Origin of the sequence: Brevibacterium ammoniilyticum, assembly GCF_038429965.1 — a bacterium.
Lineage (GTDB): Bacteria > Actinomycetota > Actinomycetes > Actinomycetales > Brevibacteriaceae > Brevibacterium > Brevibacterium ammoniilyticum.
Map to the genome: position 1 here is coordinate 1 of NZ_BAABNP010000017.1, position 15387 is coordinate 15387.

15 protein-coding genes are annotated in these 15387 nt (G+C 67.4%); 6 read left to right on the forward strand and 9 right to left on the reverse strand.

Going from position 1 to position 15387, the window contains the following annotated elements:
- Positions 1–60: 60 nt before the first annotated feature.
- From AAHA49_RS17890 to AAHA49_RS15545, 5 genes are all read right to left on the reverse strand, one after another.
- Entirely contained in the window at positions 61–270 is a 210-nt protein-coding gene (locus tag AAHA49_RS17890) for a tripartite tricarboxylate transporter permease (protein WP_425286528.1), read from the reverse strand.
- Positions 267–824, reverse strand: a complete 558-nt coding sequence (locus tag AAHA49_RS15530) for a tripartite tricarboxylate transporter TctB family protein (protein ID WP_342038922.1) — start codon at positions 822–824, stop codon at positions 267–269. Before AAHA49_RS15530 ends, AAHA49_RS17890 begins: the two co-directional genes overlap by 4 nt.
- Positions 821–1753 (reverse strand): Bug family tripartite tricarboxylate transporter substrate binding protein, encoded by a 933-nt coding sequence (locus AAHA49_RS15535; RefSeq protein ID WP_342038923.1) that lies wholly within the window; start codon positions 1751–1753, stop codon positions 821–823. Before AAHA49_RS15535 ends, AAHA49_RS15530 begins: the two co-directional genes overlap by 4 nt.
- A 295-nt stretch (positions 1754–2048) precedes the next feature.
- The gene (locus tag AAHA49_RS15540; RefSeq protein ID WP_342038924.1) at positions 2049–2891 is read right to left on the reverse strand and encodes an urea carboxylase-associated family protein; all 843 of its coding nucleotides are present in this window, start codon (positions 2889–2891) and stop codon (positions 2049–2051) included.
- Between the two features lie 58 nt (positions 2892–2949).
- Positions 2950–3618 carry a GntR family transcriptional regulator gene (locus AAHA49_RS15545; RefSeq protein WP_342038925.1) on the reverse strand — a complete coding sequence of 223 codons (669 nt, stop codon included), beginning with the start codon at positions 3616–3618 and terminating at the stop codon, positions 2950–2952.
- Between the two features lie 169 nt (positions 3619–3787).
- Between AAHA49_RS15545 and AAHA49_RS15550 the strand changes: the two genes are divergently transcribed.
- Complete coding sequence (locus AAHA49_RS15550) at positions 3788–5059, forward strand: Nramp family divalent metal transporter (protein ID WP_342038926.1); 1272 nt, start codon at positions 3788–3790, stop codon at positions 5057–5059.
- A gap of 373 nt (positions 5060–5432) precedes the next feature.
- Here AAHA49_RS15550 and AAHA49_RS15555 read toward each other — a convergent pair whose 3' ends face one another.
- Positions 5433–6719, reverse strand: coding sequence for an adenylosuccinate synthase (locus AAHA49_RS15555; RefSeq protein WP_009380296.1), 1287 nt, complete (start codon positions 6717–6719; stop codon positions 5433–5435).
- Positions 6720–6968: 249 nt separating this feature from the next.
- Between AAHA49_RS15555 and idi the strand changes: the two genes are divergently transcribed.
- The 5 genes from idi to AAHA49_RS15580 are packed head-to-tail and all read left to right on the forward strand — an operon-like array spanning position 6969 to position 11098.
- Positions 6969–7523, forward strand: a complete 555-nt coding sequence (idi, locus tag AAHA49_RS15560) for an isopentenyl-diphosphate Delta-isomerase (protein WP_095375048.1) — start codon at positions 6969–6971, stop codon at positions 7521–7523.
- A complete protein-coding gene (locus tag AAHA49_RS15565) occupies positions 7520–8725 on the forward strand; it encodes a cytochrome P450 (protein ID WP_342038927.1) in 1206 nt (401 codons plus the stop codon). Before idi ends, AAHA49_RS15565 begins: the two co-directional genes overlap by 4 nt.
- Positions 8725–9078 (forward strand): lycopene cyclase domain-containing protein, encoded by a 354-nt coding sequence (locus AAHA49_RS15570; RefSeq protein WP_140955243.1) that lies wholly within the window; start codon positions 8725–8727, stop codon positions 9076–9078. The genes AAHA49_RS15565 and AAHA49_RS15570 overlap by 1 nt, the downstream gene beginning before the upstream one ends.
- Positions 9075–9422 carry a lycopene cyclase domain-containing protein gene (locus AAHA49_RS15575; protein ID WP_342038928.1) on the forward strand — a complete coding sequence of 116 codons (348 nt, stop codon included), beginning with the start codon at positions 9075–9077 and terminating at the stop codon, positions 9420–9422. Before AAHA49_RS15570 ends, AAHA49_RS15575 begins: the two co-directional genes overlap by 4 nt.
- A complete protein-coding gene (locus AAHA49_RS15580; protein ID WP_342038929.1) occupies positions 9419–11098 on the forward strand; it encodes an FAD-dependent oxidoreductase in 1680 nt (559 codons plus the stop codon). The genes AAHA49_RS15575 and AAHA49_RS15580 overlap by 4 nt, the downstream gene beginning before the upstream one ends.
- Before the next feature lie 240 nt (positions 11099–11338).
- Here AAHA49_RS15580 and crtI read toward each other — a convergent pair whose 3' ends face one another.
- From crtI to AAHA49_RS15595, 3 genes are read right to left on the reverse strand one after another with little or no spacing between them, the layout of a single operon-like run.
- Positions 11339–12937, reverse strand: a complete 1599-nt coding sequence (gene crtI / locus AAHA49_RS15585; protein WP_259820664.1) for a phytoene desaturase family protein — start codon at positions 12935–12937, stop codon at positions 11339–11341.
- Positions 12937–13848, reverse strand: a complete 912-nt coding sequence (locus tag AAHA49_RS15590) for a phytoene/squalene synthase family protein (protein ID WP_190247217.1) — start codon at positions 13846–13848, stop codon at positions 12937–12939. The genes crtI and AAHA49_RS15590 overlap by 1 nt, the downstream gene beginning before the upstream one ends.
- The gene (locus tag AAHA49_RS15595) at positions 13845–15368 is read right to left on the reverse strand and encodes an SDR family oxidoreductase (protein WP_259820667.1); all 1524 of its coding nucleotides are present in this window, start codon (positions 15366–15368) and stop codon (positions 13845–13847) included. The genes AAHA49_RS15590 and AAHA49_RS15595 overlap by 4 nt, the downstream gene beginning before the upstream one ends.
- Positions 15369–15387 lie beyond the last annotated feature (19 nt).

Below are 15387 nucleotides of genomic sequence, written 5' to 3' on the forward strand. Positions count from 1 at the left end.
AAGCGCGCGCCGACTACACCCTTCAGGCCGCGATCGCCGCCTGATCCACAAAGAGATCGTCTACGAAACTTGACACAGCCCAGGCAGAGATAGTTCAGCCGGCACGGTGATTGCGACTGGCAGAAGCAGGGCGATTGCCGTGGAAGGGCCCAGCCCGGGAAGCAACCCAGCGATTGTTCCCAGCAGAACTCCTGCCAGGATGACGGCCAACAATGTCGGTGACGTTGTGATATTCCCCAACGCCGACAACAGTTCGTTCCAGGAGTTCATAGCCCCAGACCTCCGAAGAGCAGAAACTCAATCCATCCAACGGGAAGCAGCACATTGAGCCATACATCGAAGATGAGGAACAGCACCAGTCCGATGACCAGGCCGATGAGCAGCACGAAAACCGCGCGGAGTGGAGCAAGTCGGATTCCGAAGACGAGCATGATGACGAGCACTGAGAACACAGCCGCGGCTTCGGCAAATCCGATGAGGAAGATGGATGCTGTGAAAAGCCCGAAAAGCACGACACAGATGAGTACTCGAATAAGCTCGCGCGCCGAGACCGCTCTGACGTCCGCCCTCCCTCGAATCATTGAGACGACTCCCAACGCCGTCGTACACAACAGGACTACGGAGACAACTACGGGAAAGATCTTCGGGCCGACGACCTCATCCGTCTCGGAACTGGGCAGAAGCATTGCGCTGACGAAATAGAAGATCGCAATCCCCACTAGAACGACTGCAGCCAGGGCCTTAGACCAGGAGGCTCGGGCGTTCACATCAGCGGCAGCGCTTTGTTCTTCAGACCCTGTGTCTTTGTCGGTCGTTGAAGTCATTTGGCAAGTCCTACCTCTTCGAGCACCTCACGCGACTCTGCCTCCTCCGGTCGGATCACTGTCTCGAGCCATTCATCGCCTGCCATATACGCAGGATTGATTCCAAGCGCTTCGGCTTGTGAGGTGAATTCGTCAGAGGCCACGCTTGCCTCCAAAGCTTCCCTCCACCACGCGACGGCTTCCTCAGGCATTCCCGCAGGGCCAAACACCCCGCGCCAGTGATTTATGGTGATGTCCATTCCCAAGTCCTGCCACGTAGGCACGCCTGCTCCCGGTCCGCTGGAAATCGTCTCGGGGGCTGACACCGCGATGATCTCGACGTCACCGCTCTCCACGAGTTCCACTGCTTCTGATATGCCGGTCGAAGCCACATCGATTCGCCCACCGAGGAGTTCATTGTTGAGGTCACCTCCATCCGAAAAGGCAATCATCTTCAGCGAGTTCAAGTTCTCGACGCCGTAATCAGAAGCCGGGCGCAGGACGTTGAGTTGGTCGTCGCTCGGGACGGTCCCGATACCGAAGGTGACCGCGGAAGGATCCCGTTTGAGCTGGTCGAGCACTGACTTCGCCGAATCGAACCGCGAACCCGTTTTGACCATCCAGACTTCGTAATCGGTGGTGAGTTGCGCGATCGGAGTGAAGTCATCAATCGACATGTCAGTAGTGCCCGTGATGTTTGAGAGGAGCACGCGGTTCGATTCGAAAACAACCGTTGTACCGTCGTTCTCCCGCTTGAGAACAGCAGCGCGAGCCGGGTTGCCTCCTCCACCACCCATGTTCTCAATAGAGACGAAACTTTCCACGCCTGCGGCCTCAAGCCCGTCCTTGGTGATCCGAGCAGTCAGATCGAGACCACCACCAGGCGAGCCGGCCGCTATTGCGGTGACACGAGGCGGCGGAAAGCCTTCATTCCTGTCGACTTCGGGCATGCAGGCGGAGGTAGCCCCGACAAGGACCGAAGCGGATATGACTGCCACCCACCGTCGTGCCAGCGAGGTGAGCCGAGTCGAAAGTCGTGTCCGCGTCTTCGCGGACGTCATCGGGTACATATTTCCGGACGCTAACATCGCCGCTGATCCGAACACAATTGATAATACTCAATCTGAGACATGCACTCCGATTGCAGGGTCCAACCGAGCCGAAACAATAACTCTCGCGTCGGACCACTCTCACTCCGCCAACCGGCGCGGAGTGAGCGCAGGAATCACGCGAACCGCCGGCTGCTCAGCTCCAGGGCTGAGAACTGAGGCCGTGCGCACCGCGGTATCGCGGCGACTGCGGTTCGGTCCAGCCCTCGAGGAGGTCGTCCGAGACCGCATAGACCGTGACCTTGAGCGGGTGGCAGTTCTCCGCGGTATCGTCGCCGTCCTCACCGAACATCGGCTGCGACAGGTCGCCGCCCGGGCATGCGGAGAGTGCCGCGAGCAGGTCCTGCTCGGCGAAGAACTCGAAGTAGTCACCGGGCTGCGCCGGGCAGGTTTTCATAAAGTACTCATCGTCGTCATTCAGGCCGGTGCACTGGAACACGTTGAGCACATCGTGGACGTCGAATTCGGTCAGCCCGAACGGGAGGATCGCACGCACGAGGTTCGAGTGGCAGTGGTAGTCGAAGTCGACGCCGTTGAGCATCTGGGATACGTACGGGTCACACCGGGTACCCAAGGTATCGTGCAGGCGCCCGCCTTCGCTGTCCTCGCCATAGTCTGCGAGGGTATCGCCGACGATGGTGGCCATCGGACGGAGGAACGGCAGGGTCGACCACAGCCGGTCGAACGTCGAGACGTGGGCGGCCTGGAGCTGACGAGTCCGCGACGCCCAGAAGCGTTCCCGGGGGTCGTTCCTATTCCACAGATTGAGGTCCCCGACCTGGGGCCCCTCGACTGAGGAGATCCGGCAGATGTGTCCCGCGGGGATCTCCCACGCCTCACCCGAGCGGATCTCTACGGTGAGCTCGGAGACGACGGTCCGAGCATCGGTGAGTTCGCCGAGGCGGCCGTAGAAATCCCGGTCGACCTCGAGGGCGTCGCCTTGGTAGGCGGCTTCGGTCAGTCGTGGGTTGTTCGTCATCATGTTTCCTCTCGAAATCTCGGGCATCTTGGTCGGCAGTCGTCGAAGGGCAGAGCCATCAGGGCCGCGCAATCGCCGCGCCGCGAACGGCATCGACGATCGCCGCCTCCGAATCGGCGAGGTAGGCCATCAGTTCGGCTTCGGCCGCGTCTCGTCGCCCTGCCAGCAGAAGATCGGCGATCACCCTGTCACGGTCCACCCACAAGGCCTGGAACTCGGCCTCGTCGGGCATGATCGCGAATGCCAGACGAAGCTGAGCAGCGAGGGCCGCGAAGAAGTGGTTGACCCGCTCGGAACCTGCCAACGCAACGACTGCGGCATGGAACTCCAGGCTGGCAGTTCCCGTCTGCTGCCACCTCTTCTGCGCTCGCTGTCGAATCCCCGTGTCGGCTGCCACGTCGATCTCGGCCAGCTCTGCGTCACTGGCGCGGCTGCTGGCACGGATTCCGCCGAACTCGAGGAGTCGACGAGCGGCGTAGATGTCGGCGACGTCCTCCGTGGTGAGCACGCGCACGGCAGCTCCGGAATTCACAGTGAGCGTGACGAGCCCATCGCTGACGAGCAGACGCAGGGCCTCTCGAACGCTGTTCCTCGACACTTCGTGCTCCGCAGACAGCACCCGATCCCTCAACCGCGTACCGGGTGGCAGCTCTCCCCGCAGGATCTGGTCGCGAAGGCGCGTGCGCACCATCCTCGAGGCGCTTTCATTGTCTGCACTCGTTGCCATACGACGAAGATAGCAGAGTTCAACCAAACTTCAGAAAGTGCAACTCTTCACTCGACACTGAACAGGAAGGATCCCCTTTCTCTGCGGAAGGATCAACTTCTCCTATTGTCAGATGGTTGAACCATCTATAGGCTTTCGGGTAATTGGACGCCTTTCGAAGGAGAACGCGTTGAACGAGACCGATGCCAGCCGCCCACTCCCGAGGGCCGAGAGAGATACCAGCCGATCGCGGCGACTGCGCTTCGGCCCTGGCCTCATCATCGCCGCGTCGTTCATCGGCCCCGGAACGATCACCACCTCGGTCGTCACCGGCGCATCGTACGGATTCGCACTCGCATGGACGGTGCTCTTCTCGATCATCGCGACGATCATCCTCCAGGAGATGAGCGGCCGATTGGGAATCGCCACCCGCCTCAGCCTTGGCGAGGCGCTCCGCACGGTCTTCGCGTCCCGGATTGCGCGCATGGCGATGGTCGTTCTTGTCGTCGCCGCCATCGGCATCGGCGGGGCGAGCTATGCCGGCGGGGACACGACCGGAACGGCTCTGGCCCTGTCGACCGTCACCGGCATCGACCAGAGGATCATCGTCATCGTCGTCATCGCCTTCATCGGGGCGCTTCTGTGGACGGGCAGCTACAAGGCCATCGAAGTCGTGCTCACCGTCCTCGTCGTCATCCTCGGCCTGATCTTCGTGGTGACCGTAGTCGTGGTGCAGCCCCCGATCAGCGAGATGCTCAAGGGGCTGTTCGTACCGACAATCCCCTCGGGCAGTCTTCTCGTCGCCATCGCGCTCATCGGCACGACGGTCGTCCCCTACAACTTGTTCCTTCAGTCCAGCCTCGTGCAGGAGAAATGGGGTAAGGGCGACGTCGAAGAATCTCTCAAGGAGTCCCGTCGAGACACCGTTCTCTCGATCTCCGTCGGTGGAGTCATCACGCTCGCCGTGATGGCCACGGCATTCGGCGGCATGTACGTCAAGGGGATGACCGCCGAGACCGCAGAGGACATGACCCAGGCGCTCGAACCTCTTCTGGGCTCCGCCGCCCCGTGGGTCTTCGCCACCGGCCTGTTCGCAGCCGGTTTCACGTCGGCGGTCGCCGGTCCGCTCGGCGCCGCCTATGCGATCAGCGGCACCCTCGGGCTGAGCACCGACCTCAAGGCGAAGCCTGCCCGCATAATCTGGATCAGCGTGCTCGTCATCGGCGGGATCTTCGCCGTGACCGGCATCAACCCGGTGCAGATCATCATCCTCGCTCAGGCGGCGAATGGGCTGCTCCTGCCGATCATCGCCGCCTTCCTCATGATCGTGATGAACAATCGCCGGCTGATGGGTCGCTACCGCAACGGCGTGGTCGCGAACATCCTCGGGTGGCTCATCTGCCTCGTCGTCACCGGCTTGGCCGTGTTCCAGCTGGCAGACCTCTTTGGCGCGTGGGGTTAGCACCATGGGGCTTCATCGTCGATGAGCAGGCGCTGCGCCTCCACCCGACGAGGCCAGCGCGTCAGGTTGCCGGAACGGCTGTATGGTCTCGATCCACGCGAAACTCGAAATCCGCGCCTCCCACGAACCGCCGCGCGCTCGATCAACGCGAGGCTCGAATTCCGAGTCGCCCGCGACGCGGAAATCCGGCTGCGCGTGGATCGGCACCCAGCCGTCGAGCTGCGCGTGGAACGACGGCGAAGTTCAGCGACCCGAGCCGCAGCTCAGCGGCACAGCGACTCGAGCCGTCGCGCCCAGGCCAAGCCGGGCCCGTGCCCAGGCCAAGCCGGGCCCGTGCCCAGCCGAGCCCTGGCCCGCGACGGCCACCCGCTCGTCAGTCGAGCAGGTCGTGGCGGACGATCGACTGCTCGCGGTCGGGACCGACGCCGATGACGGAGATCCGGCAGCCGGAGAGCTCCTCGAGGGCGAGAACGTACTTCTGTGCGTTCTCGGGCAGATCCTCGAAGGTCCGGGCGCCGGAGATGTCCTCGGTCCAGCCGTCGAAGTACTCGAAGATCGGCGTCGCGTGGTGGAAGTCGGTCTGCGTCATCGGCATCTCGTCGAAGCGCTCACCGTCGACGTCGTAGGCCACGGCGACGGGGATCTGCTCGATGCCGGTGAGGACGTCGAGCTTCGTGAGGACGTAGTCGGTGAAGCCGTTGACTCGTGCGGAGTACCGAGCGATGACCGAGTCGTACCAGCCGCAGCGGCGCGGTCGTCCGGTGTTGACGCCGAACTCGCCGCCGGCCTTCTGCAGGTATTCGCCCATCTCGTCGAAGAGCTCGGTCGGGAAGGGTCCGGCGCCCACGCGGGTCGTGTAGGCCTTGACGATGCCGACGACGCGGTTGATCCGCGTCGGGCCGATCCCGGATCCCACGCACGAACCGCCAGCGGTCGGGTTGGAGGACGTGACGAACGGGTACGTGCCGTGGTCGACGTCGAGCATCGTCGCCTGACCGCCCTCCATGACGACGACGTCTCCCCGGTCGAGGGCGTCGTTGAGCATGAGCTCGGTCTCGGCGACGTAGGGGCGCAGCCGCTCGACGTAGGGCAGGAAGTAGTCGACGACCTCCTCGACGCTCACCGCGCGACGGTTGTAGACCTTGACGAGGAGTTCGTTCTTCTGGTGGAGCGAGCCCTCGATCTTCTGGCGCAGGATCGACTCGTCGAAGATGTCCTGGACGCGGATGCCCAGGCGCCCGATCTTGTCCATGTACGCCGGCCCGATGCCGCGCCCGGTCGTCCCGATCGCGCGCTTGCCGAGGAAGCGCTCGGTCACCTTGTCCAGCGTTTGGTGGTAGGGCGCGACGAGGTGCGCGTTCGCCGAGATCCGCAGCTTCGAGGTGTCGGCGCCGCGCGATTCGAGGGCGTCGATCTCCTCGAAGAGCGCTTCGAGGTTGACGACGACGCCGTTGCCGATGACGGGGGTGACGTTGGGCGAGAGGATCCCCGCGGGAAGGAGCTTGAGCTCGTACTTCTCACCGCCGACGACAACCGTGTGACCAGCGTTGTTCCCGCCGTTGGGCTTGACGACGTAGTCGACGCTGGTGCCGAGGATGTCGGTGGTCTTCCCTTTACCTTCGTCGCCCCACTGAGCGCCGACGACAACGATTGCTGGCATGAGTGTTTCACCTCAAGTGAAAGAAGGGGATCATTACCTCCACAGTCTACTTGCTGGTCATGACATCGCCCCCGTTCCGTCCGCGGCCCCGCCCCGATACGGCCCCCGTTCCGTCCGCGGCCCCACCCCGATGCAACCCTCGTTCCGACCGCGACCCCGCCCCGATAAGACCCACGGCCCCACCCCGATAGGGCCCTCGCACCGGTAGCATGGGGCAGACCGTCCGGTGTTCGAAGGAGCTGATGATCGATGACCACTCCCGACACCGCTGACACTGCCGTCGAACGCGTCGTCCTCCTCGACGAGGCCGCCCGCCCCATCGGGTCGATGCCCAAGTCCGAGGTCCACACCGCCGACACCCCGCTGCACTCCGCGTTCTCCTGCTATCTCATCGACGACGAGGACCGCATCCTCCTCACCCGCCGCGCCCTGACGAAGGCGGCGTGGCCGGGCGTGTGGACGAACAGCTTCTGCGGTCATCCGGCACCCGGGGAGGACATCGAGGACGCCCTCGTCCGGCGGGCTGACCAGGAGCTCGGCACGACCGTGAGCGCCGTGACGGTCATCGCCCCCGACTTCCGCTACCGTGCCGTCGATGCCGGCGGCATCGTCGAGAACGAGGTGTGCCCGGTCTACGTCGCCCGGATCGCCTCGCCGCTGGACCCCTCCCCCGCCGAGGTGGCCGAATGGTCCTGGACTCCGATCGCTGAGGTCCGTGCGGCGCTGAGTGCGACACCGTTCGTCTTCAGCCCGTGGATGGTCGATCAGTTCGCCGCCGGCGTCTTCGAGAGCCTGCGGCCGTGAGAGGACCCGACTCCGCGCGCGCCGAACCTGCCCCGGGTTACCACCGGATCCGCTCGTTTGCGGCGGCCCGAGAGGTCCTCCGAGCCCGCCGCTCCACGGTCCAGGCCGGCTTCACCGCGGAGCGGATCCCCCGCGGATGGTTCCGCCGCCACCCGATCCTCATCTCCGACGGCCCCGCGCATGATGAGCAGCGGCGTGCCCTCGCCCGCTTCTTCGCCCCGTCTGTCGTCGACGAACGGTACGCGGCAGACATCGAGGCGCAGGCCCAGGCGATCGTCGATGAGGCCGTCGTCACCGGACGCTGCCGCCTCGACGACGCCGTTCTGCTCTACACCGTTGGAGTCACCGCCGGGATCGTCGGCCTCACCGCGTCCCCGGTCCCGGCCCTCGCCTCGCGGCTCACGGCGTTCTTCCGGCAGCCCCCGGTCGACCTCGCCGCCCCGAACTGGGGGCGGACCAACCGCCAATGGCTGCAGGCCGCCGTCAACGGGCTCCTCCCGCTCACCGCCTTCCACGTCTGCGACGTGCTGCCCGCCATCCGCGACCACCGGCGCAGCCCTCGCGACGACATCATCTCCCACCTCCTCGCCACCGGTGCCGGCACCGCGGACATCCTCGTCGAATGCGTCACCTACGGCACCGCGGGCATGGTCACCACTCGTGAGTTCATCTCCTTCGCCGCGTGGCGGCTGCTCAGGGACGATGAGCTCCGCCATGACTACCTCGGCGCCGCCCGGGACGCCCGGCTGGCGATGCTCGAGGAGGTCATCCGCCTCGACCCCATCGTCGGCCACCTCTACCGGCGCGTCACCGACGATCTCACCGTCGACATCGACGGACAGGCGACGACGATCCCCGCCGGCGACCTCGTCGACATCGACGTCACAGCCGCCAACGTCGATCCGTCCGCGTTCGGGACGGCCGCCGAGGCGGTCTGTCCGGCCCCGACCGAGCGCGGTCGCGTCCCCGGCCGCCCGCGGACAGCGCTTCCCGCGGGACTGAGCTTCAGCGACGGGGCCCACCGCTGCCCGGGACAGCCCGTGGCGCTCGTCGTCGCCGACGCTCTCCTCCACCGCCTCCTGGCGTGCGAACCCACCCTCCTCACAACCCCGGTTGTCGGTCACGACTCCGTCATCGCCGGGGCCCGACTGCGCGGTCTCGACCTCGGCTTCACCGTCCCGTCCCGTCCGCGGCGGCGCTAATGTTCGGCCAGTGGGAGTACCTCGCGCTCATGGCGGCCTGTGTGCTCATCACCCTGCCCCTCGAGTTCGCGTTCGCCGCGCGGGTCTATCGCCGGTGGAGGCTCCTGCTCGCCGCCCTCATCCCCGTCGTCATCGTCTTCGCGGTCTGGGACCTCATCGCGATCGCCCGCGAGCACTGGTCCTACAACCCGGAGTTCGTCACGGGAATCGAATTCGGTGCCCTGCCGCTCGAAGAGCTCGTGTTCTTCGTCGTCATCCCCATCTGCGCCCTGCTCAGCTACGAGGCCGTCGGCACGGTGCTTGCCCGCGCCCCGCACTGGTGGGCGCGGCTGACGAGGAGGAAGGAGCGATGATCCCCGAATACACCGTCATGACGGTCGCCGGCATGGTCCTCGTCATCGCCCTCGAACTCTTCGTCTTCCGCAGCGGCATCTTCCGACGCGCCCAGTACTGGGCCGCGCTGGCGATCTGCCTCTTCTTCCAATGCCTCGTCGACGGCTGGCTGACGAAGCTGCGCGACCCCATCGTCGTCTACAACCCGGACATGTTCTCTGGCATCCGCGTCCCCTTCGACATCCCCATCGAGGACTTCGGTTTCGGCTTCGCAATGATCACCGCGGTCCTCATGCTCTGGCAGTGGAACCTCAACCGGCGCACCCCCGCCGAGGCGGACTCCCCCACCGAGGCGGACGGATGACCGCCCGGACCCGCACCGGTTCCGGTGCCGGCACCGAGGGCCGTTTCCGCCCCGCCGACCGGCATGCCGTCCGGCTCCCGGCCGCCCCCGGCAGGTCGCGGCCGCTGCGGCCGAAGAGCGTGACCGTCATCGGCGGCGGGATCGCGGGACTCAACGCCGCCACCGTCCTCGCCGAACGCGGAGTCGACGTCGTGCTCGTCGAATCGGGCCCCCGCCTCGGCGGGCGGGTGAGTGCATGGCCGCTGCCCGGCGGGCGGACGATGAGTCGCGGGTTCCACGCGTTCTTCCGGCAGTACTACAACCTCCGCGACCTGCTCCGCCGTGCCGATCCTGACCTCTCCCGTCTGCGTCCGCTCGCGGACTATCCCCTCACCCGCCGAGGCGGGGCCACCGATTCGTTCGCCGCGATCCCGACGACGCCGCCGTTCAACCTCGCCGGGTTCGTCCTCTCGAGCCCGACGTTCCCACTGTCGGGACTGACCGAGATCGACACCGCGGCGGCGTTCGAACTCATCGACGTCGACTTCCCCGACTCCTTCGCCCGGTACGACGGCGAATCAGCGGCGGCCTTCCTCGACCGCCTGCGCTTCCCAGCGGAGGCCCGGCATCTCGCACTCGAGGTGTTCGCCCGGTCGTTCTTCGCCGACCCCGATGACTTCTCCGCCGGCGAACTCGTCGCCATGTTCCACACGTACTTCGCCGGCTCCTCCGAAGGCCTCCTCTTCGACGTCCCCACCGACGACTACGACACCGCGCTGTGGGCACCCCTCGGGGACCATCTCACCGACCTCGGCGTGCGCATCGAGACCGACCGCACGGCGACTGCGCTCAGACGTGGCCCGAGAAGGTGGACGGTGACGACGGACAGCGGGGAGGTCGATTCCGATGCCGTCGTCCTCGCCGCCGATCCGGCCTCGGCCCGCAGCCTCGCCGCCACGCTGCGCCCGGAGTCGCCGTCGGAGGTCGCGTGGCTGAGCCGGGTCGCCGCCGCCCGCAACGCGCCCCCGTTCGCGGTGCTCAGGCTCTGGTTCGACGGACCCGTCGACCCCGACCGTCCCGCCTTCCTCGGGACGAGCGGCTTCGACCTCCTTGACAACGTCTCCGTCGTCGACCGCTTCGAGGCCGGCGCCGCCGACTGGGTGCGCGAGCACGGAGGGTCCGTCGTCGAACTCCACGCCTACGCACTGCCGAAGACTGCACTGCAGAAGACCGCGGTGCAGGAGGCCGGAGTGTCGGAGACCTCGGTGCCGGAGACCGCGATGCCCCAGGGTGGGGCGTCCCAGGGAGCGGTGTCTCCAGGGACGGTGTTCGAGAAGGAGATCGCCGACCGGCTGCTCGCCGACCTCCACACCGTCTGGCCGGAGACGTCGCGACTGACCGCCCGCGAGTCGCAGCTGCTCATCCGTGACGACTGCGGACTCACCGACCCGCGCCCGTGGCACGAGCGCCCTGGCGTCGAGACCCCGCTGCCCGGACTCGTCCTCGCCGGGGACTGGGTGCGCTGCGATGCGCCCGTCGCCCTCATGGAGCGCGCGGCGACGACCGGTGCGCTCGCCGCGAACGCTCTGCTCGCCCGGTGGCGGGTCGCGGGCACCGACCTGTGGTCACCGCCGCCGCGCGGCCTGCTCCGGCGCGGTCTGCTCGGGCGAATGCGGCGGACGACGACGCGCGGCTGAGATGGCGGGAGACCACGGCGCGGCGGATGCGGCACGGCGCAGAGACGGCCCGGCAGGACGCCCTGGCGCGGCGTTCAGACAGCACCGCGCTCAGGCGCCACGGCGGGAAACTACGGCACGATGGGACACCACGGCACGGCGGGAGATGGCACGCCGCAGAGGCGGCACGGTGCTCAGGCGGCACGTGCGGCGGCACTGGCAGCCCACACCGCCCAGACAGGGCCGCGCGGGCAGGCACCCCTAGACGCCGTCCCCGACCGGAAGCGGGCCCGGACTCGAGTCGCCGCGGCTGTGCTTGAGGACCACCTCGGCGCTGATGAGGCACATCGGCACGCCCACCCCCGGCGCCGTGGTCGCACCGGCGAAGTAGAGGCCGTCGACGGTGCGGGAGACGTTCTGCGTCCGGAACATCGCGGACTGGCGCAGAGTGTGCGCGGGCCCGAGCATGCCGCCAAGCCACGAGTTGTAGTCGCGCGCGAAGTCGGTCGGACCGATCGTGTGGCGGACGACGATGCGCTCGGCGAGGTCGGGGATGTCCGCCCACTCCGCGATCTGCGCGATCGCCCGATCGGCGGCGCGTTCGATGAGGGGATCGCCGCTGCCTTCGGGACCACCGCCCCCGAGCCCGGCATCGGCGGGGACGGGGACAAGGACGAAGAGGTTCTCGCATCCCGGCGGTGCCACGGTCGGGTCCGTGGCGCTGGGGCGGCAGACGTAGAGCGACGCCGGGTGGGGCACCCGCGGGCGCGGGCCGAAGATCGCGTCGAAGTTCTCCGTCCAGTCCGGGGTGAAGAAGAGGGAATGGTGGGGCAGCTGCGGAAGGTCGCCGGTGACGCCGAGGAGGACGAGCACCGCCCCGGGGCCGCTGACCATCCGTGACCACCGGCCCTCCGAGCCACCGCGGAGAGCGGGCGGGAGCAGCCGGGTCTGCGTGTGGTGGAGATCGGCGGCGGAGACGACGATATCGGCCCCCGTGCGCCGGGCACCTGATCGGGCATCTGTCCAGCTCACCCCGGTCACCCGCGGTCGCCTGCGACCTGTGGCCTCGGTCTCGATCGCCATGACCTCCGCCGAGGTGTGGATGCGGGCCCCGGCGCGTTCGGCGAGACGGGTGAGAGCATTGACGACCGTGCGGAAACCGCCCATCGGGTAGTCCACCCCCTCGTCGAGGTCGAGGGCGCTCATGAGGTGGTAGATCGCCGGTGCCCGGCGCGGGTCGGTGCCGAGGAAGACGGCAGGGTATTGGAGGATCTGCCGTAGACGCGGATCGGCCACAGTCCGCTCGGCTCGTCTGCTCAGGCTCTCCGTGAGCAGGCGGGTCAGGGACGGAAGCGAGGGCAGGAGCGCACGGTCGAGGACGGAGAGCGGAGAGGTGAACGGGTTGTAGAGGAAGAGCCTCTCGGCCATCGCCTTCGCATGGGCGGCCGAGCGCAGATGGGCCTGCAGGCGCCTGCCGGCACCCGACTCGCGGCCCTCGAAGACCGCGACAACCCGGTCGCGTCCCCGCGGAACACTCACCGGTGCCGCCTCGGCGGTGACGCTCGGCGCGGTCGACGCCTCCGGGTCGGTGAACACGGTGTACGCGGGGTCGAGGGGCACGAGGTCGAGCTCAACCGCCGCGCTCGTGCCCATGAGCGCGAAGAAATGATCGTAGACCTCGGGCATGAGATACCAGGACGGGCCCGTGTCGAAGCGGAACCCGTCCCGGACGATCCGACCGATGCGCCCGCCCACCTCGGCGTTCTTCTCGAAGACGTCGACACTGTGACCGTCCCGGGCGAGCAGGGCGGCGGTGGCGAGTCCTGCGGCACCCGCCCCGATGACGCTCACCTGCGCCATCACGAACTCCGGCCGCGCAGGGTGCCCAGGGTCGAGCGGGCGAGGAGACGCGCCTTGACGTGGCCGGGGATGCGGATCCGCTCCCGGTAGAGCCGCTCGACGGGGGCGGCGGCGATGGTGTCGATGAGCGCGGCGAAGAGCGCGGTGGCGGCGCCGACGGCGAGCCTCGCGTCGTAGGGCAGGAGCGGGATCGCAGCCTCGGCATCGGCGAGCTGATCACGGATGGTGAGGATCCAGGCGTCCCGCGCACTCGTGCTCAGGCGCGCTTCCTCGGTGAGGTAGCTGCGACCGAGGCGGTCACGGTCGTCGGCGAGGTCGCGGAGGAAGTTGATGTTCTGGAAGGCCGCGCCGAGGCGGCGGGCCCCGCACTCGAGGGTGGGCAGCTGGGCGTCGTCGCGGGGGTTGTCGTGGAGGAAGATGCGCAGGCACATGAGGCCGACGACCTCGGCGGATCCGTAGACGTAGTCCGCATGCTCCCCGGCACTCAGGCACCGCACCCCGGGTGCCGCCGGGTGTCCCGCAGGCGATTCGGCGTCGAGATCGGAGCGCATGGCGGCGAAGAACGGTTCGATGAGGTCGCTGCCGATCCCCGTCTGCCGCGCCGTCCGGGCGAACGCGTGGATGATGAGATTGGTGCTCACCCCGCGCGAGAGCGCCCGATAGGTCTCGGCGACGAAGTCCTCGAACATCTCCCCCACCTCGTCGGGCCCCACCCCGGCACTGCTCGGCAACCCATCGACGATCTCATCGGCGACGCGGACAAGGGCGTAGACGTTGCGGACGTGGGACCGGTGGGAGGGTCCCAGCAGCGCGGTCGCTGTGCCGAACGACGTCGAGTATCCGTCGATGACGGACTTCGCGGCCCGTTCGGCGGTGCGCGAATAGGTCTCGAGGGAGGAGCGTTCACTCATCGCCGTCGCCTCTCGTTGCGCCGAGCAGCCCGTTCGATGTTGTGGGCCATGGCCGGGAAGATGAACCGGTGGAAGGGGGAGACGAACGCCCAGTAGAGGCGGCCGCGGATGCCGCGGGGGAAGAAGATCGCCCGTTGCCGGTATTCGCAGTCGGGGCCGACCTGGTCGACGGTGAACTCGAGCCATGCGTCTCCGGAGACCTTCATCTCCGCGCGCAGGAGGAGCTTGTGGTCGGGGACGATCTCCTCGACCCGCCACCAGTCGACGGGATCGCCGACCCGCAGGGCATCGGGCAGTCGGCGTCCGCGGTTGAGACCGGCCCCGCCGACGATCTTGTCCCAGAGGCCGCGGATCTTCCACGCCAGCGGCCACGAGTACCAGCCGTTGCGGCCGCCGATGCTGACGATGACCGGCCAGATGTCGGCGACGGCGAGGTCGCGCAGCAGCCGCCGGCGGTCGTCGACGAACGCCTTCTTGCCTGCCCACTGCGGGTCGTTGGGCAACGGCTTCGCCGCCTGCTCGAGCTCCCCCGAATCGGCATCCCAGTTCGTCGCCACCGCCCCTTCCTTCTCCCGGCGCAGGGCGAGCCGGACCGCTTGGTCGAAGCTGAGCAGTCCCGACGCCGGTGGTGGGATGACGGCGTCGATGTCGTCGTTGCGGGTCACCGCGTCCTCCTGCAGCGACTGGACGAGTGGGAGCGTGAGCTTGAACGGCAGCGGAGTGACCAGCCCGACCCAGATGCCCGAGAGGGTCGGGGCCGGCAGCGGGAGGGCGATGACGTGGCGCGGGGGCAGACCGCGGATGCGCGCGAAGTCCTTCATCACCTCGGCGTAGGTGAGGACGTCTCCGGAGCCGATGTCGAAGGCGCGGTTGACCGGCTTCGGGAGGTCGCAGGCGGCGACGAGGTAGTAGAGGACGTCGCGGACGGACAGCGGTTCGACCCGGTTGGCCACCCAGTCGGGGGCGGGCATCCAGCGCAGGGCGTCGGCGAGGTGCCTGATCATCTCGAACGACGCCGACCCGGAGCCGATGATGATCCCGGCCTGGAAGACGATCGCCGGGGTGCTCGAGGCGAGGAAGATCTCCCCGACCTTCGCCCGGGAGCGCATGTGCATCGACAGCTTCGCCGACTCGGGGTGAAGGCCGCCGAGGTAGATGATCTGGCCGACCCCGGCCGCAGCGGTGGCCTCGACGAGTCTCGTCGCCGCCTGCGCTTCGCGTCGTTCGAAGTCGCGGCCGGAGTTCATCGAGTGGACGAGGTAGCAGACGTCGTCGATGCCCTCCATCGCCGCCTTCAGACCGGTGCCGTCGTCGAGGTCGACGGTGTGGACGGTGACCTCATCGGCCCAGGGCACCGCGCTGAGTTTGTCCGGCGAGCGCACGCCCACGCTCACCGAGTGACCGGCTTGGAGGAGGCGGGGCACGAGGCGACCGCCGATGTAGCCGGTGGCCCCGAGCACAAGCACAGAGCGAGGATGGTGGGCGGACGGGATGGTCTCGGTGAGGTCGGTCTCTGCCATCGGGTCCTCGCTGATGGGT

Coding starts and splice junctions, on each gene's coding strand:
- AAHA49_RS17890 (WP_425286528.1), bottom strand. CDS start 270: ATGAACTCCTGGAACGAACTGTTGTCGGCGTTGGGGAATATCACAACG.
- AAHA49_RS15530 (WP_342038922.1), bottom strand. CDS start 824: ATGACTTCAACGACCGACAAAGACACAGGGTCTGAAGAACAAAGCGCT.
- AAHA49_RS15535 (WP_342038923.1), bottom strand. CDS start 1,753: ATGCCCGAAGTCGACAGGAATGAAGGCTTTCCGCCGCCTCGTGTCACC.
- AAHA49_RS15540 (WP_342038924.1), bottom strand. CDS start 2,891: ATGACGAACAACCCACGACTGACCGAAGCCGCCTACCAAGGCGACGCC.
- AAHA49_RS15545 (WP_342038925.1), bottom strand. CDS start 3,618: ATGGCAACGAGTGCAGACAATGAAAGCGCCTCGAGGATGGTGCGCACG.
- AAHA49_RS15555 (WP_009380296.1), bottom strand. CDS start 6,719: ATGCCAGCAATCGTTGTCGTCGGCGCTCAGTGGGGCGACGAAGGTAAA.
- idi (WP_095375048.1), top strand. CDS start 6,969: ATGACCACTCCCGACACCGCTGACACTGCCGTCGAACGCGTCGTCCTC.
- AAHA49_RS15570 (WP_140955243.1), top strand. CDS start 8,725: ATGTTCGGCCAGTGGGAGTACCTCGCGCTCATGGCGGCCTGTGTGCTC.
- AAHA49_RS15575 (WP_342038928.1), top strand. CDS start 9,075: ATGATCCCCGAATACACCGTCATGACGGTCGCCGGCATGGTCCTCGTC.
- AAHA49_RS15580 (WP_342038929.1), top strand. CDS start 9,419: ATGACCGCCCGGACCCGCACCGGTTCCGGTGCCGGCACCGAGGGCCGT.
- crtI (WP_259820664.1), bottom strand. CDS start 12,937: ATGGCGCAGGTGAGCGTCATCGGGGCGGGTGCCGCAGGACTCGCCACC.
- AAHA49_RS15590 (WP_190247217.1), bottom strand. CDS start 13,848: ATGAGTGAACGCTCCTCCCTCGAGACCTATTCGCGCACCGCCGAACGG.
- AAHA49_RS15595 (WP_259820667.1), bottom strand. CDS start 15,368: ATGGCAGAGACCGACCTCACCGAGACCATCCCGTCCGCCCACCATCCT.